Raw genomic sequence first — 22,930 nt, 5'->3', positions numbered from 1 at the left:
CAGCAGAGCCAAGGCAGGCATGGAAACCCCTCCTCCCCACACCGAACCGACCGAGCCGACCGACGCGGACATCGCCGCCTTCGAGCAGCAGCTCGGCCGCCCGCCGCGCGGGCTCCGCGCGATCGCGCACCGCTGCCCCTGCGGTCAGCCGGACGTCGTCGAGACCGCGCCCCGGCTGCCCGACGGCACCCCCTTCCCGACCCTGTACTACCTGACCTGCCCCCGGGCGGCGTCGGCCATCGGCACCCTGGAGGCCAACGGGGTGATGAAGGAGATGCAGGCGCGGCTGGCCACCGACCCGGAGCTGGCGGACGCCTACCGGGCCGCGCACGAGGACTACATCGCGCGCCGCGACGCCATCGAGGTGCTGGCGGGCTTCCCCAGCGCCGGTGGCATGCCGGACCGGGTGAAGTGCCTGCACGTCCTGGTCGGCCACTCGCTGGCGGCGGGCCCCGGGGTCAACCCGCTGGGCGACGAGGCCATCGCGATGCTGCCCGAGTGGTGGGCCAAGGGGCCGTGCGTCACGCCCTGCGCGGAGCCCGCCGCCCACTGACCACCCTCCCGTCCCCGTCTTCGAGGAGCCACGCATGACCCGGGTCGCCGCCGTCGACTGCGGTACAAACTCCATCCGCCTGCTGGTCGCCGACGCGGACCCCGTCACCGGGACGCTGACCGAGCTGGACCGCCGGATGACCATCGTCCGGCTCGGCCAGGGCGTCGACCGCACCGGCCGGCTCGCCCCCGAGGCGCTGGAGCGCACCTTCGCCGCGTGCCGCGAGTACGCGGCGGTCATCGAGGAGCACGGGGCCGGGAAGGTGCGCTTCGTCGCCACCTCGGCCTCCCGCGACGCCGAGAACCGCGACGACTTCGTCCGGGGCGTGCTCGACATCCTCGGGGTCGAGCCGGAGGTGATCAGCGGCGAGGAGGAGGCCGAGTTCTCCTTCACCGGCGCCACGAAGGAACTGCCGGGCGACGAGGAACGCCTCGTCGTGGACATCGGCGGCGGCTCCACCGAGTTCGTCACCGGCCGCGCGCACGTCGAGGCGGCCCGCTCGGTCGACATCGGCTGCGTCCGGCTGACCGAACGCCATCTGCGCAGCGACCCGCCCGCCCCGGCGGAGCTGGCGGCGGTCCGCGCCGACATCGAGGCCGCCCTCGACCTCGCCGAGAAGACGGTGCCGATACGCGAGGCCCGCACCCTGGTGGGCCTCGCCGGCTCCGTCACCACGGTCGCCGCGATCGCGCTCGGCCTGGACGCGTACGACTCGGCGGCCATCCACCACGCCCGGATCCCCTACGAGCGGGTCGCGGAGATCACCCGCGCCCTCCAGGAGTCCACCCACGAGCAGCGCGCGGCCATCCCCGTGATGCACCCGGGCCGGGTCGACGTCATCGTCTCCGGCGCCCTCGTCCTCCTCGCGATCATGGACCGGACCGGGGCCCGGGAGGTGGTCGTGAGCGAGCACGACATCCTGGACGGGATCGCCTACAAGGTGGCTGAGGACCTTCAGTAGCACTTGGCCGGCGCTGCCCGACGGGATCGGGTGGAGTGTGGCCACCACCGACGGGTGACCATCAGCGTACGCGGCGCCGGGGCCTTCGGGCTCCGGCGGCCGCCCCTCACCCCTCGCCGTCGGCGCCCTCGGCGAACAGGTCCGCCACCAACTCGGCCATGGTCACGGTGGGACCACCCTCGGCGAGTACCGCTTCCGCCTCGCGGGCCAGCAGCGCGTCGGCCGCTTCCTCCCGTACGGACACCTCGTGCTGAGCCATGGAAGGAAGGTACACACCGCCGGGTGCGCAGTGTGGGCGAAAGCGTCGGCCGCGCCCCCTCACGCACGTGATACACCCTCCCGCGAAGAAGTTCGTGAAGTTCTTCACAAGGAAAAGGCCCCTGATGGGCGCCCCGCAAGGCCAAAAGGCCCGTCCCGCTGGGCCATTCGACCCTGCGGTGGCGGGTCGGGGTCGTTCCCGGCATATGTCAGGGGTGTGAACAGCCCCTGTGGTCCAGTTGTAAGGAACGGTTAAAGGCCAGCTCACAGGGGGTGTGACCGGCCCGGTAGAGTCAATGGTCCGGTTTTCGGACACCCCGCCGGGCTTGAAGGGCCGCGTAGTGTAGCACGGGGTGTGGTAGTTCTTGTGAAGGGGCTCACGAGCACCCCCCGACAGGGGGGTGGATACTCGATGGCATGAGCACCACGGAGCGTCCCAGGATCCTCGTTGTAGGCGGTGGGTACGTAGGCCTGTACGCGGCACGCCGCATCCTCAAGAAGATGCGGTACGGCGAGGCGACCGTCACGGTCGTCGACCCGCGGTCGTACATGACGTACCAGCCCTTCCTCCCCGAAGCAGCCGCCGGCAGCATCTCGCCGCGGCATGTCGTCGTCCCGCTGCGGCGCGTGCTGCCCAAGGCCGAGGTGCTCACGGGCCGCGTCACCACCATCGATCAGGACCGCAAGGTCGCCACCGTCGCGCCGCTGGTCGGCGAGGCGTACGAGCTGCCCTTCGACTACCTGGTCATCGCGCTCGGCGCCGTCTCCCGCACCTTCCCGATCCCCGGCCTCGCCGAGCAGGGCATCGGCATGAAGGGCATCGAGGAGGCCATCGGGCTGCGCAACCACGTCCTGGAGCAGCTGGACAAGGCCGACTCCACCACGGACGAGGAAGTCCGCCGCAAGGCGCTGACCTTCGTCTTCGTGGGCGGCGGCTTCGCCGGCGCGGAGACCATCGGCGAGGTGGAGGACCTGGCGCGCGACGCCGCCACGTACTACCGCAACGTCAAGCGCGAGGACATGCGCTTCATCCTCGTCGACGCCGCCGACAAGATCCTTCCCGAGGTCGGCCCCAAGCTGGGCCAGTACGGCAAGGAGCACCTTGAGGGCCGCGGGGTGGAGATCTACCTCCAGACCTCGATGGACTCCTGCGTCGACGGGCACGTGGTGCTCAAGAACGGCCTGGAGGTCGACGCCAGCACCATCGTGTGGACCGCCGGTGTGAAGCCGAACCCGGCGCTCGCCCGCTTCGGTCTGCCGCTCGGCCCGCGCGGCCACGTCGACACCCAGACCACCCTCCAGGTGCAGGGCAGCGACTACATCTGGGCCGCCGGCGACAACGCCCAGATCCCCGACGTCGCCGCCCGCAAGGCCGGCGTCGAGAACGCCTGGTGCCCGCCGAACGCCCAGCACGCGCTGCGCCAGGCCAAGGTCCTCGGCGACAACGTCATCTCCGGTATGCGCGGCTTCCCGCAGTCGGAGTACAGCCACGCGAACAAGGGCGCCGTCGCCGGCCTCGGCCTGCACAAGGGCGTCGCGATGATCGTCATGGGCAAGATGAAGATCAAGCTCCGTGGCCGTCTCGCCTGGTACATGCACCGTGGCTACCACGGCATGGCCATGCCGACCTTCAACCGGAAGATCCGGGTCTTCGCGGACTGGACGCTCGGCATGTTCCTCAAGCGCGAGGTCGTCTCGCTCGGCGCGATCCAGTCGCCGCGCGAGGAGTTCTACGAGGCCGCCAAGCCCGCCCCGGCCGCCGCCGCCCCGGCGCCGGAGAAGGCCAAGGCCGGCTGACCTCCGCCGCACCCCGCTTCACACCGAAGGGCCGCCCGCCATCCGTGGTGCGGGCGGCCCTTCGGCGTACCCGGACACCCCCTCGGCCGCCGCGCGCACCGCCGTGCGAGGGGGACCGTGGCACAAACCGTGGGGGAGGGCCCGTCGCCGGGAAGCACGCACAGTGCGCGACGTGTTCCGTGGAAGGAGGGGGCCTACGCCGGGACACCCGCATCGACCCCACCACGGAGGTGTGCGCCATGGCCGACACCGCACTGCGGTTGACGAGCCTTGTCGAAGAGCTGTTCGGCAGTCCTTTTCCGCTCCGGGTCCGCACCTGGGACGGCTCCGAGTCCGGCCCGCCGGAGGGCCCCGTCCTCGTCGTACGCCACCGCCGGGCCCTGCGCCGGCTGCTCTGGCGGCCGGGCGAACTCGGGCTCGCCCGGGGCTGGGTCGCCGGGGAGCTGGACGTCGAGGGGGATCTTTACACGGCGATGGAGCGGCTCGTCGCCTACGGCGCCGGCATGCCCGGCAGCCTGACGCCCCGGGACCCGAAGGTCCGCGCGGGACTGCGGGCCCTGACCGGCCTGGCCGGGGCACTGCCCCCGCCGGCCCCGCCCGCCGAGGAGGCCCGCCGCCGGGGCGGGCTCTCCCACACCCGGCGCCGCGACCGGGCCGCCATCAGCCACCACTACGACGTGGGCAACGACTTCTACGAGCTGGTCCTCGGCCCGTCCATGGTCTACTCCTGCGCCTACTGGGGAGAGCCGGACGGGCGGGAGAGTCTGGAGGACGCCCAGCGGGCCAAACTCGACCTCGTCTGCCGCAAACTGGCACTTACGGAAGACACCCGGCTCCTCGACGTCGGCTGCGGCTGGGGCTCCCTGGCCATCCACGCGGCCCGGGAGTACGGCGCCCGCGTCACCGGGATCACCCTCTCCCGGGAGCAGGCCGCGTACGCCCGCAAACGCATCGCCGAAGCCGGGCTCACCGACCGGATCGACATCCGCGTCCAGGACTACCGGGACGTACGGGACGAGCCGTACGACGCGATCGCGTCGGTCGGGATGGCCGAGCACGTCGGCGAGGTCCGGTACGGGGAGTACGCGCTGCGCCTGCACCGGCTGCTGCGGCCCGGCGGGCGGCTGCTCAACCACCAGATCGCCCGCCGCCCCGAGCCCGGCACCAGCTACCACGTGGACGCCTTCATCGACCGCTATGTCTTCCCCGACGGGGAGCTGTCCCCGCTCGGCACCACCGTCGCCGCGCTGGAGGAGGCGGGCCTGGAAGTCCGGGACGTCGAGTCCATCCGCGAGCACTACGGGCTGACCCTGCGCCGCTGGGTGGGGCGGCTCGAAGCGGAGTGGGAGCGGGCGGTCGCGCTCACCTCGCCGGGGCGGGCCCGGGTCTGGCGGCTCTACATGGCCGCGTCGGCGCTGGCATTCGAGGCCAACCGGATCGGCGTCAACCAGGTCCTCGCGGTACGGACCGGGCCGGACGGGGCCTCCGGGCTGCCGCTGCGCACCCGTACCTGGAACTGACGCTCGTACCCGGGGATGGAGAAAGCCCCGTGGCCCGCGAGCTTCCGCTCCGGGCCACGGGGCTCCGCCGTGGGGACGGGCCTTTCGGACCTACTCGGTCTTGATCGCCGTCAGCATGTTCAGCCGCGCGGCGCTGCGGGCCGGCCAGAGCGAGGCCAGGACACCGACCACACCGGCGAGCAGCAGGAAGATCGCGATCCGGCCCCACGGCAGCACCAGGACGTACCCGGGGATGCTGGCCTTGAAGGTCTCGCCGACCGCCCAGGCGATGTAGGTGCCGAGGACGATGCCGACCACCGCGCCGAAGAGCGAGATGACCACGGCCTCCAGGCGGATCATGCGCTTGACCCGGCCCCGGTCCAGGCCGATCGCCCGCAGCATGCCGATCTCGCGCTGACGCTCGAAGACCGACATCGCCATGGTGTTGATGACACCGAGGACCGCGATGATCAGGGCCATGCCCAGCAGGCCGTACATGATGTTCAGCATCGTGTTGATGATGCCGCCGAACATATTGCGGATGTCCTGCTTGCCCATGATGTTCACGCTGGGGTTGTCGCCGAGCGCGTCGATCAGGGCCTGCTCGTTGGCGGAGGACTCGCCGCCGTCCATGGCGACCCAGATCTCCTTGATGTACGGGTTCGGGTCGTAGGAGGCGACCAGGTCGGTGGAGACGAGGTAGGAGGAGACCAGCTCGTTCTCCGTGAACACCGCGCCGACGGTGAGCTTCTTCGTCTCCTTCGAGACGGTGTCACCGCCCTTGGTGAAGGTCACCGGGATGGTGTCGCCGGGCTTCCAGCCGTTCTTGTCGGCCGTCTTCTCGGCGATGGCGATCTGCCCGTCGGCGAGGGTGTCCAGGGAGCCGGAGGCCACCTTCATGGTGGCGACCTTCTCGATGTCGCCGGGGGTGACGGCGGTGATGTCCCGGTCGGAGTTCTTGATCTCCGCGCTGAGCAGCTGCATCGGGGAGACCGCCGTGACGCCGTCGGCCTTCTCCAGGGCGGTCAGCGCCGAGCGGTCCAGCGGGCTCTGGTTGGCCATCATGACCATGTAGTTGGCGCGGACGTTCTCCGTGGTCGCCTTGTCGATGGCCGTGCCGAGGGTGACACCGATGACGGTGAGGCCGGTGACCAGGGTGAGGCCGATGGCGAGCGCGGAGGCGGTGGCCCCGGTACGGCGGGGGTTGCGCAGGGCGTTCTGCCGGGCCAGCTTGCCGGCCACGCCGAAGCCCTTGTCCAGGATCGGACGCACCATCCCGATCACCGGGCGGGAGAGCAGCGGGATCAGGACGATCACGCCGATCAGGGCGAGGAAGACACCGCCGCCGATGAGCATCCGCCCCTCACTGCCCTTGGCGGAGGCGCCGGCGAAGACGAGGACCAGGCCGATCGAGGTGAGGACCGCGCCGATGATGTTCCGGACCAGCAGCGACTTGTTGCTCGCGGGGAGGTGCGCGCTGCCCATGGCGGCCACGGGGGCGATCCGGGCGGCGCGGCGGGCGGGCAGATAGGCGGCCAGCACGGTGATCAGCACACCGACACCGAACGCGGCGAGCACCGCGGTGGTGGAGATGATCAGCGGGCCGTCGGGGATCTGCGCGCCGATGGAGCCCATGCCGGAGCGGAGCCCGGTGGCGAGGCCGAGACCGAGGACGAAGCCGATGGCGGAGGCGAGCAGGCCGACCACCGCGGCCTCCAGGATCACCGAGCGCCGCACCTGGCCGCGGGAGGCGCCGACGGCGCGCAGCAGGGCCAGTTCCTTGGTGCGCTGGGCGACCAGCATGCTGAAGGTGTTGGCGATCAGGAAGATGCCGACGAAGAGCGCGATGCCGGCGAAGGCGAGCAGCATCGTGTTGAGGCCGTTCATCTCGCGCTTGATCATCTCGGCCTGGTCGTCGGCGAGGGTCTGGCCGGTCTCGGCGTCGGCGCCCTTGGGCAGCACCTTCCTGACGTCGGCCAGGATCTTGTCCTCGGCGGCGCCGGCCGCGCCGGTCACGGTGATCTGGCTGAAGTGACCGGGCTTGAGGTAGAGCTTCTGGGCGGTGGCGGTGTCGAAGAGGACGAGGCTGCCGCCGGCGTTCACGGCGCCGTCCTCGGTGGTGAAGACGCCGGAGAGCCGGTACTCGGTGACGGGGCCGTTGGTCGCGACCCGCACGGTGTCGCCGACCTTGTACTCGCCCTTCTCCGCGGTGTCCTGGTCGAGGGCGATCTGGCCGGTCCTGGGGCCGGAGCCCTGGACGAAGTCGTAGGCGGCGTCCTTGCCGTCCCCGCCGGGGAAGTGGTTGCCGCCCCGGTTGGCCCAGCCGCTGCCGATCAGCTTGCCCTTCTGGTCGGCGACGCCCGCGAAGCCGGACACACGTCCGGTCGCGTCGGTGACGCCGTCGACGGCGCTGATCTTCTTCAGGGTGGCGGTGGAGAGGCCCAGGTCCTTGGACTCGAAGCCGTTGTCCCGGGTGGGGCTCTCCACCACGACGGCGGTGTCGTCGAAGCTCTTGGCGGACTGCTTGCTGAAGGCGTTGCCGAGGGTGTCGGTGAAGACCAGGGTGCCGGAGACGAAGGCCACGCCGAGCATCACGGCGAGGACGGTCATCAGCAGTCTGGCCTTGTGCGCGAGCACATTGCGCAGGGCGGTACGGAACATAGTCAAGTCCTGGGTAGCGGGCCCGCCGGGCGGGCGGGTCCTGAAGGGCCGGGGGTGTGCTGGGCGGGGGCGGTACGGCTCAGCTGGTCCGGCCCTTGGCGTCGAACGCCTTCATCTGGTCGAGCACCATGTCGGCGGTGGGGTTCGCCATCTCGTTGACGATCCGGCCGTCCGCCAGGAAGACGACCCGGTCGGCATAGGAGGCGGCCACCGGGTCGTGGGTCACCATCACCACGGTCTGGCCCAGCTCGCGCACGGAGTTCCGCAGGAAGCCCAGCACCTCGGCGCCGGAGCGGGAGTCCAGGTTTCCGGTGGGCTCGTCACCGAAGATGATCTCGGGGCGGGAGGCGAGGGCGCGGGCGACGGCCACGCGCTGCTGCTGGCCGCCGGAGAGCTGGGTGGGGCGGTGGCTCAGCCGGCCGGAGAGCCCGACCATGTCGATGACGGAGTCCAGCCACTGCTGGTCGGGCTTGCGGCCCGCGATGTCCATCGGCAGCGTGATGTTCTCCAGCGCGGTCAGCGTCGGGAGCAGGTTGAACGCCTGGAAGATGAAGCCGATCTTGTCCCGGCGCAACTGGGTGAGCTGCTTGTCCTTGAGGGAGCCCAGCTCCGTCTCGCCGATCCGCACCGAGCCGGAGCTGAAGGTGTCGAGGCCGGCGACGCAGTGCATCAGCGTCGACTTGCCCGAACCGGAGGGGCCCATGATCGCGGTGAACTCGGCCTGCCGGAAGTCGACGGTCACATGGTCCAGGGCGACCACCTGGGTCTCGCCCTCCCCGTACACCTTGGACAGATCCGTGGCGCGGGCGGCCACGGCGGTGGCACGGTATGCGATGGGCGTGGTGGTCACGGAGGGACTCCTGTTCGGGGCGGTTCGAGCGTGAGAGACGTTCCCGGGGGGACGGTCACTGCGGGACCGTCTCTCAAGGGGACGACTCCATCCTGTCGCCCGTTCGGCCGCGGATCGTCAGCCCCGGTGCCCGTTCCCGGGACACCCTTTGGTCGCACCGCGGGAAGCGCTCATCCTCCTTTGGTATGACGGCGCCCCCGAGCCGCCGGGGCGCGCCGGGGGGAGCGATCGGCGGGCGGGGGCGTGCGCCCGCCCCGGGGGTGACTGCGGAGGGTGACCGCTCCTCGTCCGTCTGTACGGGGGAGGGCCCGGCGGGGCCGATCCGGTGAGCGACGCGTGACTGTTCGGTGGAGCCGGGGTGCGGGGCTCGTGGAGGCGGGCGGCAGGGAGGGCGAGGAGAGGGGCAGAGGGGCCGGGAGGGCACCGGACGCCACTTCGGCCCTCGCGGTTGCGATGAGTTTCCGTCAATCGCACGCGGCACCCGTCCCGCCCGGCCTCTGCCGCCGCACCCCTCACGATCCATCGCCACCTGGGCTGACGCACCCTCAAGCGGCAATAAAATAAGACAACATCGGGCCACGGGCCGCCCGGGCGTATCGATCTACCCGGATAGGCTCATGTGCTTACGCGGAGCCACGCGTCTGGCCCGGATGGTGGAATGCAGACACGGCGAGCTTAAACCTCGCTGGCCTTCATGGCCGTGCCGGTTCGAGTCCGGCTCCGGGCACTCTGCGTGACCGAATATATGCCATGGGTAGTTGAAAGCTTGACTGCTTCAGGTGACACATAGTTGCACTCCTGACGCCGCCGCACCACCCCCCGGGGCGGTCCCGGTGTGACAGCGGACTCCCCTGTTCCGATCCTGTACCACCCCCGGCGCCGGCGGATCCGTCCCCGGGGGCGCGGGCGGGCGGCCGGGGACGCGCCCGGACCACGGACGGCGGCGCCCCCCGGGGCCGCGTCGGCACCCCCGTCGGCACCCCCGTCCGGGCCCTCCTCCCGGCCCGCGCCCGGACCCGTGTCCGCGCCCCCTCCGGCCCTCGCCGGCGCCGGTCGCACCCGCCCGCCGGGCCCCGGCCGATCCGCCCGCCGGGCCGGGCCGGACCCCTCCGCCGGAGCACACCGGAGGCGTCTGACAGGTCACAATCGGGAAAGATCCTCCCTCAGCACTAGGGTCCGCGCTTTGCGCCCCTATTACTCTTGACGCAAGGCCGCGCACGGCGGCCATGGAGGAGTGAGATGAGGAGCAGCAACCCGGTCTTCTCGCGACGGGGGTTCAGCCGCGACAACGGCTATGCGGGCTTCAACGCGCAGCCGCAGGCCGGGAGCCCCGTCGCCGGTAACCCCTACGCGCAGGGCACCACCAACCCCTACGCCACCAACCCGTACGCGCCCGCCGACACCCAGCCGGGTGCCGAGGCGGCCGTCCGCGGCAATGTGATGACGATCGACGACGTCGTGACGCGCACCGCGATCACGCTCGGCACCGTCGTCCTCACCGCGATGTTCTCGTGGTTCCTGCTTCCGGTCGACGAGGGCAACCTCGGCCGTTCCTACGGCATCGCGATCGGCGCCGCGCTCGTCGCGATGGTGCTGGCCCTCGTCCAGTCGTTCAAGAACAAGCCCGTCCCCGCGCTGATCCTGGCCTACGCGGCCTTCGAGGGGGTCTTCCTCGGCGTGATCTCCAGCGCGGTGTCCACCTACATCGCGGACGGCGCGGTCTCGCAGGCGGTCCTCGGCACGATGGCGGTCTTCGCCGGCGTGCTCATCGCCTACAAGATGCGCTGGATCCGGGTGAACCGCCGCTTCGCCGGCTTCGTCGGCGCCGCCGCGATCGGCTTCGTGCTGCTCATGGCGGTCAACCTGCTCTTCGCCGTCTTCGGCGGCGGTGACGGGCTCGGCCTGCGCAGCGGTGCCCTCGGCATCCTCTTCGGTGTCATCGGCGTCATCCTCGGCGCCTGCTTCCTCGCCCTGGACTTCAAGCAGGTCGAGGACGGTCTCACCTACGGCGCTCCGCGCGAGGAGTCCTGGCTGGCGGCCTTCGGCCTCACCCTGACCCTCGTCTGGATCTACCTGGAGATGCTGCGTCTGGTCTCCATCCTCTCGGGCGACGACTGATCCGCGGGGAGGCACGGACGGCACACACCGTCCGGCCGAAGGACGGGAGGGCCCGCAGGCAGCCGCCTGCGGGCCCTCCGCCATCTCCGGAACCCGGTCGGGGGGCGAGCCCGGCTACAGCAGCTTGCGGGCGGCCCGCCGCAGGTCGTACTCGTGGATGATCGCCTTGGCGTATCCGTGCGACAGCTCGTGTTCGCTGCGGAGCCAGCTGACCTTCTCTTCGAAGCGGACGAGAGAGGGTCCGTCCTCGACGGTGCGCAGCCAGTCGGAGATCGCACGACCGGTGCAGTGGGGGATACGGGCGAGGAGGTTGCGGTGGGTCTCTTCGGAGAAGACTTGGGACATCGGCGCCTCCGGACGCGTTGCGCGTGTGCTCCTTCCCGCCACCGTGCCCGAGGCTGCGCGTATTGGCAACACTCCAGGGCCTGCGCGTAGGGTCGCGCTGTGCTTGATACGACCGATCTGACCACCGCCGTGGAACGCTTCGCCGACCGGCTGCGGGTCGCCCCGCAGAGCCGCCTCCAGCGGGGGGCGGCCGCGGAGGCACTGGAGCTGGCCAGGGAATTGGCACGCCGTGCCCAGATCATCGAGAACCCGGACTCCGCCCCGCTGATCATGCCCGACGCGGGGATCTTCGCCGCGGCGGATCAGGTGACTGTGGCCGGAACGGATCTGGCCGAGGCCCTCAGGACGGCCCCGCCGGGTGCCGTGGAGGGGCTGGCGGAGGCCGTCGCCCTGGTCCGGGCGGCGGCGGAGCGCGCCGGAATGTGACGTACCGGCGTATCGGACGTAGCAGACGTACCGGCGTATCGGGCGTATCGGGGGAGAGCCGGGGCGGGGCTCAGAGAGAGACGACGACCCGGTCCGCGAGGATGTAGACGGCCTCCTCGCCGCAGACGAAGGTCAGGGCGTAGGCCCCGGAGATCGACGAGCCGCCCAGCAGCACCGGCGTCTCACCCCGGCGCAGCGACTCGGCCAGCCGCTCGGCGGTCTCCCGGTGGCCCGGGGTCATACAGAGCGTCGTGCCGTCGGCGAAGACATAGACATCGAGGGTGCCCAGCGGCCCCGGCCGGACGTCGGCCAGCTCGGTCCGGGCCTCGGCGAGGGCCTCCAGCCGGGTGACGGTCCGCTCGTGATCGCTGATCACCGGCGAAGGGCCGGGGACGAAATCGGGGTGCGAGGGGTGCCGGCGGCGGGCGGCGGCCAGCTCGGGCGACTCCCCGTCGGCCTCCGGCAGGGCGGTGGCGGGACCGGCGGCGTCGTCCCGCCGGTCCGGCCCGTCCAGCTCGTCCAGGGAGTCCAGGGCGTCCAGCGCGTCGACCGGCTCCAGGTCCAGGGAGTCGAAGCCGACGAAATCGGTCTGCCGGGGCACATAGACGGCCAGGTCGTCGAGGGGCACCTCGGTCCCGGCGCCGCCGCCCAGCAGGGGCACGGGGGCCACGGGCGTCTCGGCGGCGTCACGGGCCTCCTGCGCGGCCCAGAAGGCACGGGCCTCGGCCAGCTCGCGTTCGCGTTCCTCGGCCAGCGCCTCGGCGACGGCCGCGCGTATCTCGGCGGCGGGGGTCGCACGCGCGTGCGGTACGAGGGGCAGGGCCCCCGAACCGGTGGCGCGCGCGAGTTCGGAGCGGAGCGCCGCGAGCTGCTCGCGGAGCCCGCGGACGGAACGGACGGCGGCGACGCCGGCAACTGTCGCGGCGGCGGTGGTCAGCAGCAGGGCAAGAGGCAGAGCGCTCACTGACGTACTCCCGGTTCGATCGACACCCCGACTTCCTACCTCAGCTTGAGCCGTGTGGGGACCCCGCGGTCAGTGCAATACGTCACCAAGTGGACAGGACTTTTGGCCCGCGCTTTACTAAATCGCGGGTTTGACCTGGGGAAATGATGATCCCCCAGGTGTGAGGTCACAGCCTGGGGGATTTTTTGTCACGACGTGATGGACAGGTGATGGACCGATGGCGGGCGGGTGATGGGCGCGTGGTGATCCGCTGGGCCGGAGGGCTTCAGCTCAGCCGCTCGTGTTGGTGGTCGCGCTGAGCTTCGCCTCGGCGGCGGGCAGGTCCCGCCCTCGTACCTCGGGCGACCCCTACCCTCCGCCTCCGCTCAGCTCAGCCGCTCGATCACCATCGCCATGCCCTGGCCGCCGCCCACGCACATCGTCTCCAGGCCGAACTGCTTGTCGTGGAACTGGAGGCTGTTGATCAGGGTGCCCGTGATGCGGGCGCCGGTCATGCCGTACGGGTGGCCCACGGCGATCGCGCCGCCGTTCACGTTCAGCCGGTCCAGGTCGATGCCCAGCTCCCGGTAGGAGGGGATCACCTGCGCGGCGAACGCCTCGTTGATCTCCACCAGGTCGATGTCCCCGACGGTCAGCCCCGCCCGTGCCAGCGCCTGCCTGCTCGCCTCAACCGGGCCGAGCCCCATGATCTCCGGGGAGAGGGCCGAGACCCCGGTGGAGACGATCCGGGCCAGCGGGGTCAGCCCCAGCTCCCGCGCCTTCGTGTCGCTCATGACGACGAGCGCGGCGGCACCGTCGTTCAGCGGACAGCAGTTGCCGGCGGTGACCAGGCCATCGGGGCGGAAGACCGGCTTCAGGCCCTCGACGCCCTCCAGCGTGACCCCGGCCCTGGGGCCGTCGTCCGTGCTGACGACCGTGCCGTCGGGGGTGGTGACCGGGGTGATCTCCCGCTCCCAGAAGCCGTTCGCCAGGGCCCGCTCCGCCAGGTTCTGCGAGCGCACGCCGAACTCGTCCATCTCCCGCCGGGTGATCCCCTTGAGCCGGGCCAGGTTCTCCGCGGTCTGGCCCATCGCGATGTACGCGTCCGGCAGCAGCCCGTCCTCGCGGGGGTCGTGCCAGGAGTCGACGCCGCCCTCCGCGACCTTCGCGGTACGGGCCTGGGCGTCGGCGAAGACCGGGTTCTGCGTGTCCGGCAGCGCGTCGGACGACCCCTTGGTGAAGCGGGACACCATCTCCACGCCCGCCGAGATGAAGACGTCGCCCTCGCCGGCCTTGATGGCGTGGAAGGCCATGCGCGAGGTCTGGAGCGAGGACGAGCAGTACCGGGTGATCGTGCAGCCGGGCAGATGGTCCATGCCGAGCCGCACCGCGACGATCCGGCCCAGGTTGTAGCCCTGCTCCCCGCCGGGCAGGCCGCAGCCGAGCATCAGGTCGTCGATGTCCCGGGGGTCGAGACCGGGGATCTTGTCCAGCGCGGCCCGGACGACGGTCGCGGTCAGATCGTCCGCCCGCAGATCCTTCAGGGAGCCCTTGAAGGCCCGTCCGATGGGGGAGCGGGCGGTCGAGACGATGACGGCTTCGGGCATCACGGCTCCAAGGGGGCGAGGAGGTGGGATGGGGTGGGCTCGCTGGGAAGTTACCTGTTGGTAGTGGCGGGGTCACGGGGTGCCGGGTGTGATGCGGGACTCAATTCTAAGCGAGCGCTCAGTTCTGTGGGAGTCGTGCGCCGTCCGTATTCCCCTTCCCCGGAGCGCCGCCGTCCGCCGACCCGGGCCGGTCCTCCGTGCCGGGTGCCGGTTCCGCCGGTTCCGGGCCCGCTGCCTCTTCCGTTGCCCCTTCCACTGCCCCTTCCGTGTCCGCCGGGAGCCTCCGCCGCCGTCTCCGCTTGAGCAGGGCCCACGGCGCCCGTACGCCCGTGACCTCCGTCCCCGCCTCCTGTGCCGCCTCCGCCGCCGCCTGCGCCACCGGCAGGACGCCCTCGTCGCGGGCCGCCTCCGGACGGTCCGACTCCGGCCAGACCCCCAGCGCCGCGCAGACCGTCGGCAGCATCGCCATGGCGGCCGTCGCGTACCCCTCCGCCGACGGGTGGTAGTTGTCCACCCCGAACATCTCCCGGGGGTTCGCCGCGAACTCCGGGCCCAGCAGATCGCCCAGTGATACGGTCCGCCCGCCCTGCTCCACCACCACGATCGTCTGGGCGGCCGCCAGCTGCCGGGAGACCCGGCGCGCGAGCCACCGCAGCGGCTGGTAGACCGGTTCGATCGTGCCCAGGTCGGGGCAGGTGCCGACGACGACCTCCGCCCCGGCCGCCCGCAGCTGCCGCACCGCCGACGCCAGATGGCGAACCGACTGCGTCGGCGGCATCCGATGGGTGACGTCGTTCGCGCCGATCATCACCACACAGACGTCCGGCCGGCGGGACGGGTCCCCGAGCAGCAGCCCCACCTGGCGCTCCAGATCGTCCGAGCGCGCCCCCGGCAGGGCCACATTGCGGACCTCCACCGGCCGCTCGACCACCGCCGCGAGACCGGAGGCCAGCAGCGCGCCCGGGGTCTGCCCGGCCCGGCGCACCCCCTGGCCCGCCGCCGTCGAGTCCCCGAGGATCCCCAGCAGCAGCGGATCCCTCCGGCCGAAGGCCAGCCCGTACAGCCCCTCGCCCCGGGGCGGGACCGGCGCGATGCCGCCGCCCACCGAGCGTTTCGCCAGTTGCACCTCCGCGAGCACCACGCCCACGGTCGCCGCGCCCAGCAGGCCGATGCCCCCGCCGCCGTAGGCCGCGCCCGCCGCGATCCGCCGTGCCACCCTCGCCCTCGACACCGCCCGCCTCCTCTCCCCGTGCCCGGCCCGCCGCCCGCGGCGACTGACCGGTCGGTCATCAGCTGACTGCCCCGAAGGCGCCGTAGCCCAATCCCGTCCCGGTCCGCTTACGCTGACCGCATTCACTACGGAGACCCCGGAGATTCATTGTGCGCATCCACGACTCGATGATCGATCTTGTCGGCAACACCCCGCTCGTGCGGCTGAACAGCGTCACGCAGGGCATCCAGGCCACCGTCCTGGCGAAGGTGGAGTACTTCAACCCCGGTGGCTCGGTCAAGGACCGCATCGCGGTCCGCATGATCGAGGCGGCCGAGGAGAGCGGCCAGCTCCTCCCCGGCGGCACGATCGTGGAGCCGACCAGCGGAAACACCGGTGTCGGCCTGGCGATCGTGGCCCAGCGCAAGGGCTACAAGTGCGTCTTCGTCTGCCCGGACAAGGTGTCCACCGACAAGATCAACGTACTCCGGGCGTACGGGGCCGAGGTCGTCGTCTGCCCCACGGCCGTCGACCCCGAGCACCCCGACTCGTACTACAACGTCTCCGACCGGCTGGTCCGCGAGATCCCCGGGGCCTGGAAGCCCGACCAGTACTCGAACCAGAACAACCCCCGTTCGCACTACGAGACCACCGGTCCCGAGCTGTGGGAGCAGACCGAGGGGAAGATCACCCACTTTGTCGCGGGCGTCGGCACCGGCGGCACCATCAGCGGCACCGGGCGCTATCTCAAGGAGATCAGCGACGGCGCGGTCAGGGTCGTCGGCGCGGACCCGGAGGGCTCTGTATACAGCGGCGGCTCCGGCCGCCCCTACCTGGTCGAGGGCGTCGGCGAGGACTTCTGGCCGACCGCGTACGACCGGAACGTCACGGACGAGATCGTCGCCGTGTCCGACAAGGACTCCTTCCAGATGACCCGCCGGCTGGCGCGCGAGGAAGGGCTGCTCGTCGGCGGCTCCTGCGGCATGGCCGTGGTCGCCGCGCTGCGGGTCGCGGAAGGGCTCGGCCCCGACGACGTGGTCGTCGTCCTGCTCCCCGACAGCGGCCGCGGCTATCTCTCCAAGATCTTCAACGACGAGTGGATGGCCGACTATGGCTTCCTGGAGGACCCGGGCCCGTCCGCGTCCGTCGGCGACGTGCTGCGCCACAAGGCGCACGGCCAGATCCCCAGCCTGGTGCACATGCACCCGGAGGAGACCGTCGGCGAGGCCATCGACGTCCTGCGCGAGTACGGCGTCTCGCAGATGCCGATCGTCAAGCCGGGCGCGGGCCACCCGGACGTGATGGCCGCCGAGGTCATCGGCTCCGTGGTGGAGCGGGAGCTGCTGGACGCGCTCTTCACGCAGCGCGCGCACCTCGGCGACCCGCTGGAGAAGCACATGAGCGCGCCGCTGCCGCAGGTCGGCTCGGGCGAGCCGGTGGCCGACCTGATGACCGTCCTCGGTACGGCCGCGCACGCGGACGCCGCGATCGTCCTGGTCGAGGGGAAGCCGAAGGGCGTCGTGAGCCGGCAGGACCTGCTGGCGTTCCTGGCCGACAGCGGGAACTAGGGCCTCTCGTTTGGATCTTGCTGGGGCTCGCGTGCCCTGGCACCGCACCTCGCCGCGTTGTCGTCAATCGCCGATGCTCCGCATGGACTCATTCCTCCGCCTTGCGATGCACGGCACCAGACCCCGCTCCCTCACCCAGCCTGATCCAAACGAAAGACCCTAGCACCCGGCGCCCCGGCCTGCGGGGGCGGCCCTTTCCGGCCAGGTGCCGCGCCGGGGTCCCGGGCCCCCGGCGCGGGCCGCTTCGCGCAATCGGTACGCGCGTGTCATGTCGCCGCAGCACCGCCTTAACACAAGGCGGGCACAGTGGAAGGTGCCGACGGACCCCGTGCAGGGGCGCCGTCGGCGCCACGGGCGGTGTCCTGGGGCTCCGGAGCGGCTCCCGGACCCCGCGGACGCCACGGACGCGGAGACCGGCCCTGACCCGGGACCGTGTCCCACGCGGGGGCCCGCCGTCGTCCCGCTCCCCGGCAGGCGGCCGGGGAAGCGGCGGCCCCCGCGTCAGCCCGTACCGCCGCCGCCCGGGATCCCGGACCGGTGGGCTGGTGGGCTGGTGGGCCCGTGGGCCCGTGGGCTCAGCTCTCCCAGCCGGACGCGGACGACTTCCGCTCCCTGCCCCGTACCCACAGGTGGTCCAGCACCCCCGACCCGTGCACCGCGTTCACCCCCACGATCCCCAGCCAGGCCGTGATCAGGCCCGGCAGGCCCGCGTTGACGACTCCGATCGCGGACAGCGGCACCGCCAGGATCAGCGAGACGACCCCGAAGCCGAAGCGGTCGCCGAAATTCCCGTCACCGGGCCGCTGGGGCGAGCGGGCACCCCGTGCCACCACCATCTGCTGCTCGGCGAGCTGCCGGCGCACCCGCTGGTCCACCGTGCTGTCGATCCGCCGCTCGACCTTCTCCAGGAAGGATTCGACGAGCGCCGGCTCGTACTCCTCGCCCAGCTCGCGGCGGGCGTGCAGGGTGGCGTCCAGTTCCTTCTTGAGCTCTGGGTCACGGGCTTCCATGGTCCCCAACGCTACGGAACCGCCGGGCCCGCGTCAGTGGGGTTAGCCCCCCTTTCGGGCCACCGGGCCCGTCCGCTGACGGATGATGTGACAGCGGCGGCGACGCTGCCCGGCCGGCCCGGCCGGTTGGTGACGCGACGAGAGGGAAGGCATGAGCGACAGCCCTGCCGCACGACTGCAACAGCTCTTCGAGGGGCACCGGCTCACCCCCACCCAGCGCAGGATCGCCCACAGCATGGTCCGGCGGGCGGCCGAGGCGCCGTTTCTGTCCAGCGTGGAACTGGCCGAGGTCGCCGGGGTCAGCCAGCCGTCCGTCACACGCTTCGCCGTCGCCCTGGGCTTCGACGGCTACCCCGCCCTCCGCCGTCATCTGCGCGAGATCGCGCCGCCCGGGAACGCGCCCGCCGAGGACGTGCCCAACGAGTACCAGCAGGCCGTGCACGCCGAGATCGAGAACCTGCGCCGGCTCGCGGACGTGCTCGCCGACCCCGCGCCCGTCGAACGCGCGGGCCGGCTCCTCGCCGCCTCCCGCCCGCTGCCCGTCCTCGGCCTGCGGGCCGCCGCCGCCCAGGCGCGCGGCTTCGCCTACTTCGCCGCCAAGGTCCACCCCGACGTCCGGGTCCTGGACGAGGGCGGGACCCTGCTCGCGGACCGGATCGACGCGGCCCGCCGCGCGGGCGCCGGGGCCCTGCTCTGCTTCGCGCTGCCCCGCCACCCCAAGGAGGTCGTGGAGGCGCTGGAGTACGCGCGCGCCGCGGGGCTGAGCGTCGTCACGGTCGCCGACTCCCCGTTCGCGCCGGTCGCCGCGCACAGCGATCTGCTGCTCCCGGCGGCCGTGGGCACCGGGCTCTCCTTCGACACCGTGTGCGCGCCGATGCTGCTGGGGCGGGTGCTCCTGGAGGCGATGTGCGACGAACTGCCCGACGCGCAGGCCCGGCTGGAGGAGTTCGACGCGCGGGCGGCGGAACGCGGCCTCTTCGCCGGCTGACCGCCCCCGGGCCCGTGTGCGCGTACCCGTCCGGAGTGACCTCCGCCGGCGTGGGCACGTTCTCTCAGACGGCACTCAGAAACCGGGACTAACCTCCCGGCCCGACGGCAGGTCGGCAGGTCGGCAGGTCGGCAGGTCGGCAGGTCGGCAGGTCGACAGGTCGACGGGCCGACAGGCCGGAAGAGACGGGAGCGTACGGACGTGGGACGCGGGGCGCAGTCGCTGGCGAGGGTCGCGGTGGTGGTACGGGCCGGGGCGGCGCCCCTGTGGTGGCTGGGGCTGCTCGCCGCCGGGGTCGGCGCGCTGCTGCCGGGGCTGACGGGCCGCCGGATCGGGCTGCTGTCGGGGGCCGCGCTGCTGCTGGTCGCCGCCGCCGTCACCGCCCTGGCGCGCCGGGGCCGGTACACCCGGCTCGCGGACGGGGCCGTCCGCGCCGGGCGTACCGACATCCTCCAGGACCGCCGGGTGACCCTGCGCGCCCGCCGTCGGGCCCGCCGCTGGGTCTATCCGCTCGCCTTCCTCGCGGCCGTCGGCTCCTCCTTCGCCCTGCCCGGCGCGGGCGGTCTGCTGCTCGCGGGGGTCGGCGCGGGCCTGTGGGCCAAGGCGCTGTGGATCGGGCACCGGGAGAGCGAACGGGAGACGCTGTACTGGGTGCGCGCGGACCGGGCCGCGGCGGCGGGGGCCGTCGGCGGGGCGGTGACCGAGTTCCGCACCACCGGGATCGCGGCGGGGGACGCGGCGCCGGGCGGCGCCCGCCGCCGCTGAGCCTTCGACGGCCGGGCCGGTGCGGCGCTACAGCAGCGCGTCCGCCAGGTCCCCGCCCGCCTCGGTCACCAGCTCCGCCGTGGTCTGCGCGGCCCGTACCAGCCGGAACGCGACCTGCTCGCCGTCGGCGGTGAAGCCGTGCACGGCGGGCCTGGGCAGGGTGTTGTAGCCGTAGTGGTTGGAGAAGTAGTACGCGCCGGTGTCCAGCGCGGCCACCACGTCGCCCTGGTCCAGCGGCGGCAGCTCCCGGCCCTCCGCCAGCAGGTCGCCCGCGAAGCACGCGGGGCCCGCGATGTCCTGGACGACCGGGGCGCCGTCCCTGGGCCGGCCCGTGGCGTCGTACGCGGCGATCCGCAGCGGCCAGGAGGCAGGGTCGTACACGGTCCGGGTGGCGACCTGGACGCCCGCGTGGGTGACGGCGATCCGGCGGCCGCCGGCGGTCTTCGCGTACTCGACCCGGGCGAGGATCGTGCCGTGCTTGGCGAGCAGGGCCCGCCCGTACTCGGTGACCAGCCCGTACCGTCCGTCCATCAGCCCCGGGACCTCGCGCTTGAGCAGGGCCGCGTACTCGGCGAAGGTCGGCCGTACCTCGTCGGACGAGAAGTTGACGGGGAGTCCGCCGCCGATGTCGATCGTGTCGACCTGTCGGCGGCCGACGGCGGAGTTGATCTCCTCGGCGAGGGCGTACACCTCCCGTACGCCTTCGATCATCCGGGTGAGCGCGACGCCCTGCGAGCCGGAGTGCAGATGGAGACGGGTCAGCCAGGGGCGGTCCCGGTACATCCGGACGACGGCGGCGCGCGCGCCCGGATCGCGCAGGGCCACACCGAACTTCGAGGTCGCGGTCGCCGTCGACAGCGCGCCGATCGAACCGGCGCCGGTCTGCGGATTGACCCGTATGCCGAGCGGGGGCAGCCGGTCCGCGCCGCCGGCCAGCTCATCGATACGTGTGAGTTCCTGCGGGTTGTCGGCGTTGAGGGCGATGCCGAGGCCGATGGCGTCGCGCAGCTCGCCGGGGGTCTTGGCGGGGGAGTCGAGGACGGTCCGCTCCAGCGGGACGCCGGCGGCGCGGGCGAGGGCCAGCTCGCCGGGGCTGGCCACCTCGGCGCCGATGCCCTCGGCGTTCAGCAGGGCCAGGACCGGCACCAGCGGTGCGGCCTTCACGGCGAAGGCGTGCAGCACGGGCGCGTCCGTGACACTCGCGAACGCCTCCCGCAGCGCTGCGGCGGACTCCCTGATCCCGTCGATGTCCAGCAGGGCGACGACGGGTTCCTCCTCGCCGAGGAGGCCCTGCTCGACTGCGGCTCGTACGGCATGGTTCCGGCGTTCTGCGTGCTCTGTGCTCATATCGCCAGCCAAACACGGCCGGTGGCCCCGGCGCAGCTGTTGACTAGAAGTATTCACTCAATAAGGATGTGAATGGATACCTCAACATCACGGTCGTCGTCACCGTCACCAGGAGGCACCGCCCATGTCAGGACCCCGCCCGGTACGGGCCCCGCGCGGCACGGAACTGACCGCCCTGGGCTGGCAGCAGGAAGCCGCCCTGCGGATGCTCCAGAACAACCTGGACCCCGAGGTCGCCGAACACCCCGACCAGCTCGTCGTCTACGGCGGCACCGGCAAGGCCGCCCGCGACTGGCGCTCCTTCGACGCGATGGTCCGCACCCTCACCACGCTGAAACAGGACGAGACCATGCTCGTCCAGTCCGGCCGCCCGGTGGGCGTCATGCAGACCCACGAATGGGCCCCGCGCGTCCTCATCGCCAACAGCAACCTGGTGGGCGACTGGGCCACCTGGGAGGAGTTCCGGCGGCTCGAAGCCCTCGGACTCACCATGTACGGCCAGATGACCGCCGGATCCTGGATCTACATCGGCACCCAGGGCATCCTCCAGGGCACCTACGAGACCTTCGCCGCCGTCGCCGCCAAACGCTTCGGCGGCACCCTCGCCGGGACGATCACCCTCACCGCCGGCCTCGGCGGCATGGGCGGCGCCCAGCCGCTCGCCGTCACCATGAACGACGGCGTCGCCATCTGCATCGACTGCGACCCGCGCGCCATCGAACGCCGCATCGAGCACCGCTACCTCGACGTCCGCGCCGACTCCCTCGAACACGCCCTGACCCTCGCCACCGAGGCCCGCGACGCCCGCCGGCCCCTCTCCATCGGCGTCCTCGGCAACGCCGCCGAACTCCTGCCGCGCGCCCTGGAACTGGGCGCGCCCGTCGACATCGTCACCGACCAGACCTCCGCCCACGACCCGCTCGCCTACCTGCCCGTAGGCATTCCGTTCGAAGAGATGGCGGCCTACGCGGCCGGGAAGCCCGCCGACTTCACCCTGCGGGCCCGCGAGTCCATGGCCCGCCATGTCGAAGCCATGGTCGGCTTCCAGGACGCCGGCGCGGAAGTCTTCGACTACGGCAACTCCATCCGCGGCGAGGCGAAACTCGCCGGATACGCCCGCGCCTTCGACTTCCCCGGCTTCGTCCCCGCCTACATCCGCCCCCTCTTCTGCGAAGGCAGGGGCCCCTTCCGCTGGGCGGCCCTCTCCGGCGACCCCGCCGACATCGCCAGGACCGACCGGGCCGTCCTCGACCTCTTCCCCGAGAACGAATCCCTGCACCGCTGGATCCGCCTCGCCGGGGAACGCGTCCACTTCCAGGGACTCCCCGCCCGGATCTGCTGGCTCGGCTACGGCGAACGCGACCGCGCCGGCGAACGCTTCAACGACATGGTCGCCAGCGGCGAACTCACGGCCCCCCTCGCCATCGGCCGCGACCACCTCGACTGCGGCTCCGTCGCCTCCCCCTACCGCGAGACCGAGGCCATGCGCGACGGCTCCGACGCCATCGCCGACTGGCCCCTCCTGAACGCCATGGTGAACGTCGCCTCCGGCGCGTCCTGGGTCTCCATCCACCACGGCGGCGGCGTCGGCATGGGCCGCTCCATCCACGCGGGACAGGTCACCGTCGCGGACGGCACGAAGCTGGCCGGGGAGAAGATCCGGCGGGTGCTGACGAACGATCCGGGGATGGGGGTGGTGCGGCATGTGGACGCGGGGTATGAGGCGGCGGAGGGGGTGGCGTCGGCGTTGGGGGTTCGCATCCCCATGGCGGAAGGGGACGGGCCTGCGCCGGGGGTGGCCGGGCGGGGGGCGTGACGGGGGGCTTGTTTTGTGCGGGTGGTGGTCGGGGGCCAGCCCCCGAGGCCCCCGCGCCTCAAACGCCGGCGGGGCTGGTTTTGTGCGGGTCTGTCCCTGGCGCGGGTGGTGGTGCGGGTTGGCGGGGCCTCCGGGCTCACCTCCTCGGGGTCGGCGAGCGTGTTCACGGGGTTGTGTGCGGGTGGGTCTCCGCCGATCCCCTGCGGGG

Annotated in this window: 18 protein-coding genes, 1 tRNA gene and 1 pseudogene; 11 read left to right on the top strand and 9 right to left on the bottom strand. The window is 72.1% G+C overall.

Annotated features, from left to right (window positions below; genetic code table 11):
* The first annotated feature begins 19 nt into the window (after positions 1-19).
* Positions 20-553: a DUF501 domain-containing protein gene (locus SYYSPA8_RS33840; RefSeq protein ID WP_323451257.1), complete on the top strand. Its 534-nt coding sequence runs from the start codon at positions 20-22 to the stop codon at positions 551-553.
* A 34-nt stretch (positions 554-587) separates the two neighbouring features.
* Positions 588-1,514, top strand: a complete 927-nt coding sequence (locus SYYSPA8_RS33835) for a Ppx/GppA phosphatase family protein (RefSeq protein ID WP_323451256.1) — start codon at positions 588-590, stop codon at positions 1,512-1,514.
* Positions 1,515-1,620: 106 nt separating this feature from the next.
* Here SYYSPA8_RS33835 and SYYSPA8_RS33830 read toward each other — a convergent pair.
* Positions 1,621-1,746: pseudogene (locus tag SYYSPA8_RS33830) on the bottom strand (type II toxin-antitoxin system Phd/YefM family antitoxin); the annotation flags it as partial.
* Between the two features lie 443 nt (positions 1,747-2,189).
* On the opposite strand from SYYSPA8_RS33830, the gene SYYSPA8_RS33825 reads away from it, so the two are divergent.
* Together SYYSPA8_RS33825 and SYYSPA8_RS33820 are read left to right on the top strand one after the other, a co-directional pair.
* The gene (locus SYYSPA8_RS33825) at positions 2,190-3,569 is read left to right on the top strand and encodes an NAD(P)/FAD-dependent oxidoreductase (RefSeq protein WP_323451255.1); all 1,380 of its coding nucleotides are present in this window, start codon (positions 2,190-2,192) and stop codon (positions 3,567-3,569) included.
* 239 nt (positions 3,570-3,808) lie between these two features.
* Positions 3,809-5,089 carry a cyclopropane-fatty-acyl-phospholipid synthase family protein gene (locus SYYSPA8_RS33820; RefSeq protein WP_323451254.1) on the top strand — a complete coding sequence of 427 codons (1,281 nt, stop codon included), beginning with the start codon at positions 3,809-3,811 and terminating at the stop codon, positions 5,087-5,089.
* A gap of 90 nt (positions 5,090-5,179) precedes the next feature.
* On the opposite strand, the gene SYYSPA8_RS33815 is transcribed toward SYYSPA8_RS33820, so the two are convergent.
* The gene (locus SYYSPA8_RS33815) at positions 5,180-7,729 is read right to left on the bottom strand and encodes an ABC transporter permease (RefSeq protein WP_323451253.1); all 2,550 of its coding nucleotides are present in this window, start codon (positions 7,727-7,729) and stop codon (positions 5,180-5,182) included.
* Positions 7,730-7,808: 79 nt separating this feature from the next.
* Positions 7,809-8,579 carry an ABC transporter ATP-binding protein gene (locus SYYSPA8_RS33810; RefSeq protein ID WP_323451252.1) on the bottom strand — a complete coding sequence of 257 codons (771 nt, stop codon included), beginning with the start codon at positions 8,577-8,579 and terminating at the stop codon, positions 7,809-7,811.
* A 644-nt stretch (positions 8,580-9,223) separates the two neighbouring features.
* Between SYYSPA8_RS33810 and SYYSPA8_RS33805 the strand changes: the two genes are divergently transcribed.
* Positions 9,224-9,306, top strand: a tRNA-Leu gene (locus SYYSPA8_RS33805).
* A 512-nt stretch (positions 9,307-9,818) separates the two neighbouring features.
* A complete protein-coding gene (locus SYYSPA8_RS33800) occupies positions 9,819-10,697 on the top strand; it encodes a Bax inhibitor-1/YccA family protein (protein ID WP_323451251.1) in 879 nt (292 codons plus the stop codon).
* A gap of 114 nt (positions 10,698-10,811) precedes the next feature.
* On the opposite strand, the gene SYYSPA8_RS33795 is transcribed toward SYYSPA8_RS33800, so the two are convergent.
* On the bottom strand, positions 10,812-11,042 hold the full coding sequence (locus SYYSPA8_RS33795; protein WP_323451250.1) for a DUF4287 domain-containing protein: 231 nt from the start codon (positions 11,040-11,042) through the stop codon (positions 10,812-10,814).
* 99 nt (positions 11,043-11,141) lie between these two features.
* Here SYYSPA8_RS33795 and SYYSPA8_RS33790 point away from each other — a divergent pair, with 99 nt between their 5' ends.
* Positions 11,142-11,468 (top strand): hypothetical protein, encoded by a 327-nt coding sequence (locus SYYSPA8_RS33790; protein WP_323451249.1) that lies wholly within the window; start codon positions 11,142-11,144, stop codon positions 11,466-11,468.
* A gap of 70 nt (positions 11,469-11,538) precedes the next feature.
* On the opposite strand, the gene SYYSPA8_RS33785 is transcribed toward SYYSPA8_RS33790, so the two are convergent.
* The 3 genes from SYYSPA8_RS33785 to SYYSPA8_RS33775 all read right to left on the bottom strand — a co-directional run bounded on the left by SYYSPA8_RS33785 (position 11,539) and on the right by SYYSPA8_RS33775 (position 15,249).
* Positions 11,539-12,432, bottom strand: coding sequence for a hypothetical protein (locus SYYSPA8_RS33785; RefSeq protein ID WP_323451248.1), 894 nt, complete (start codon positions 12,430-12,432; stop codon positions 11,539-11,541).
* A 365-nt stretch (positions 12,433-12,797) separates the two neighbouring features.
* Positions 12,798-14,018: an acetyl-CoA C-acetyltransferase gene (locus SYYSPA8_RS33780; protein ID WP_323451247.1), complete on the bottom strand. Its 1,221-nt coding sequence runs from the start codon at positions 14,016-14,018 to the stop codon at positions 12,798-12,800.
* A 118-nt stretch (positions 14,019-14,136) separates the two neighbouring features.
* On the bottom strand, positions 14,137-15,249 hold the full coding sequence (locus SYYSPA8_RS33775; protein WP_323451246.1) for an SGNH/GDSL hydrolase family protein: 1,113 nt from the start codon (positions 15,247-15,249) through the stop codon (positions 14,137-14,139).
* Positions 15,250-15,398: 149 nt separating this feature from the next.
* Here SYYSPA8_RS33775 and SYYSPA8_RS33770 point away from each other — a divergent pair, with 149 nt between their 5' ends.
* Complete coding sequence (locus SYYSPA8_RS33770) at positions 15,399-16,796, top strand: cystathionine beta-synthase (protein ID WP_323451245.1); 1,398 nt, start codon at positions 15,399-15,401, stop codon at positions 16,794-16,796.
* A 575-nt stretch (positions 16,797-17,371) separates the two neighbouring features.
* Here the strand turns inward: SYYSPA8_RS33770 and SYYSPA8_RS33765 are convergent.
* Positions 17,372-17,806 carry a hypothetical protein gene (locus SYYSPA8_RS33765; protein ID WP_323451244.1) on the bottom strand — a complete coding sequence of 145 codons (435 nt, stop codon included), beginning with the start codon at positions 17,804-17,806 and terminating at the stop codon, positions 17,372-17,374.
* Between the two features lie 151 nt (positions 17,807-17,957).
* Here SYYSPA8_RS33765 and SYYSPA8_RS33760 point away from each other — a divergent pair, with 151 nt between their 5' ends.
* A complete protein-coding gene (locus SYYSPA8_RS33760) occupies positions 17,958-18,794 on the top strand; it encodes a MurR/RpiR family transcriptional regulator (RefSeq protein WP_323451243.1) in 837 nt (278 codons plus the stop codon).
* Between the two features lie 201 nt (positions 18,795-18,995).
* Positions 18,996-19,559, top strand: a complete 564-nt coding sequence (locus tag SYYSPA8_RS33755; protein WP_323451242.1) for a hypothetical protein — start codon at positions 18,996-18,998, stop codon at positions 19,557-19,559.
* A 27-nt stretch (positions 19,560-19,586) separates the two neighbouring features.
* On the opposite strand, the gene SYYSPA8_RS33750 is transcribed toward SYYSPA8_RS33755, so the two are convergent.
* Positions 19,587-20,906, bottom strand: coding sequence for a type III PLP-dependent enzyme domain-containing protein (locus SYYSPA8_RS33750; RefSeq protein ID WP_323451241.1), 1,320 nt, complete (start codon positions 20,904-20,906; stop codon positions 19,587-19,589).
* Positions 20,907-21,030: 124 nt separating this feature from the next.
* On the opposite strand from SYYSPA8_RS33750, the gene hutU reads away from it, so the two are divergent.
* Positions 21,031-22,722, top strand: coding sequence for a urocanate hydratase (gene hutU, locus SYYSPA8_RS33745; protein ID WP_323451240.1), 1,692 nt, complete (start codon positions 21,031-21,033; stop codon positions 22,720-22,722).
* The last annotated feature ends 208 nt before the right edge of the window (positions 22,723-22,930 follow it).

The organism is Streptomyces yaizuensis, from assembly GCF_034961445.1.
Taxonomy (GTDB): domain Bacteria; phylum Actinomycetota; class Actinomycetes; order Streptomycetales; family Streptomycetaceae; genus Streptomyces; species Streptomyces yaizuensis.
Note: the sequence above shows the minus strand (reverse complement) of the source record. Positions and strands in the feature narration are given on the sequence as shown.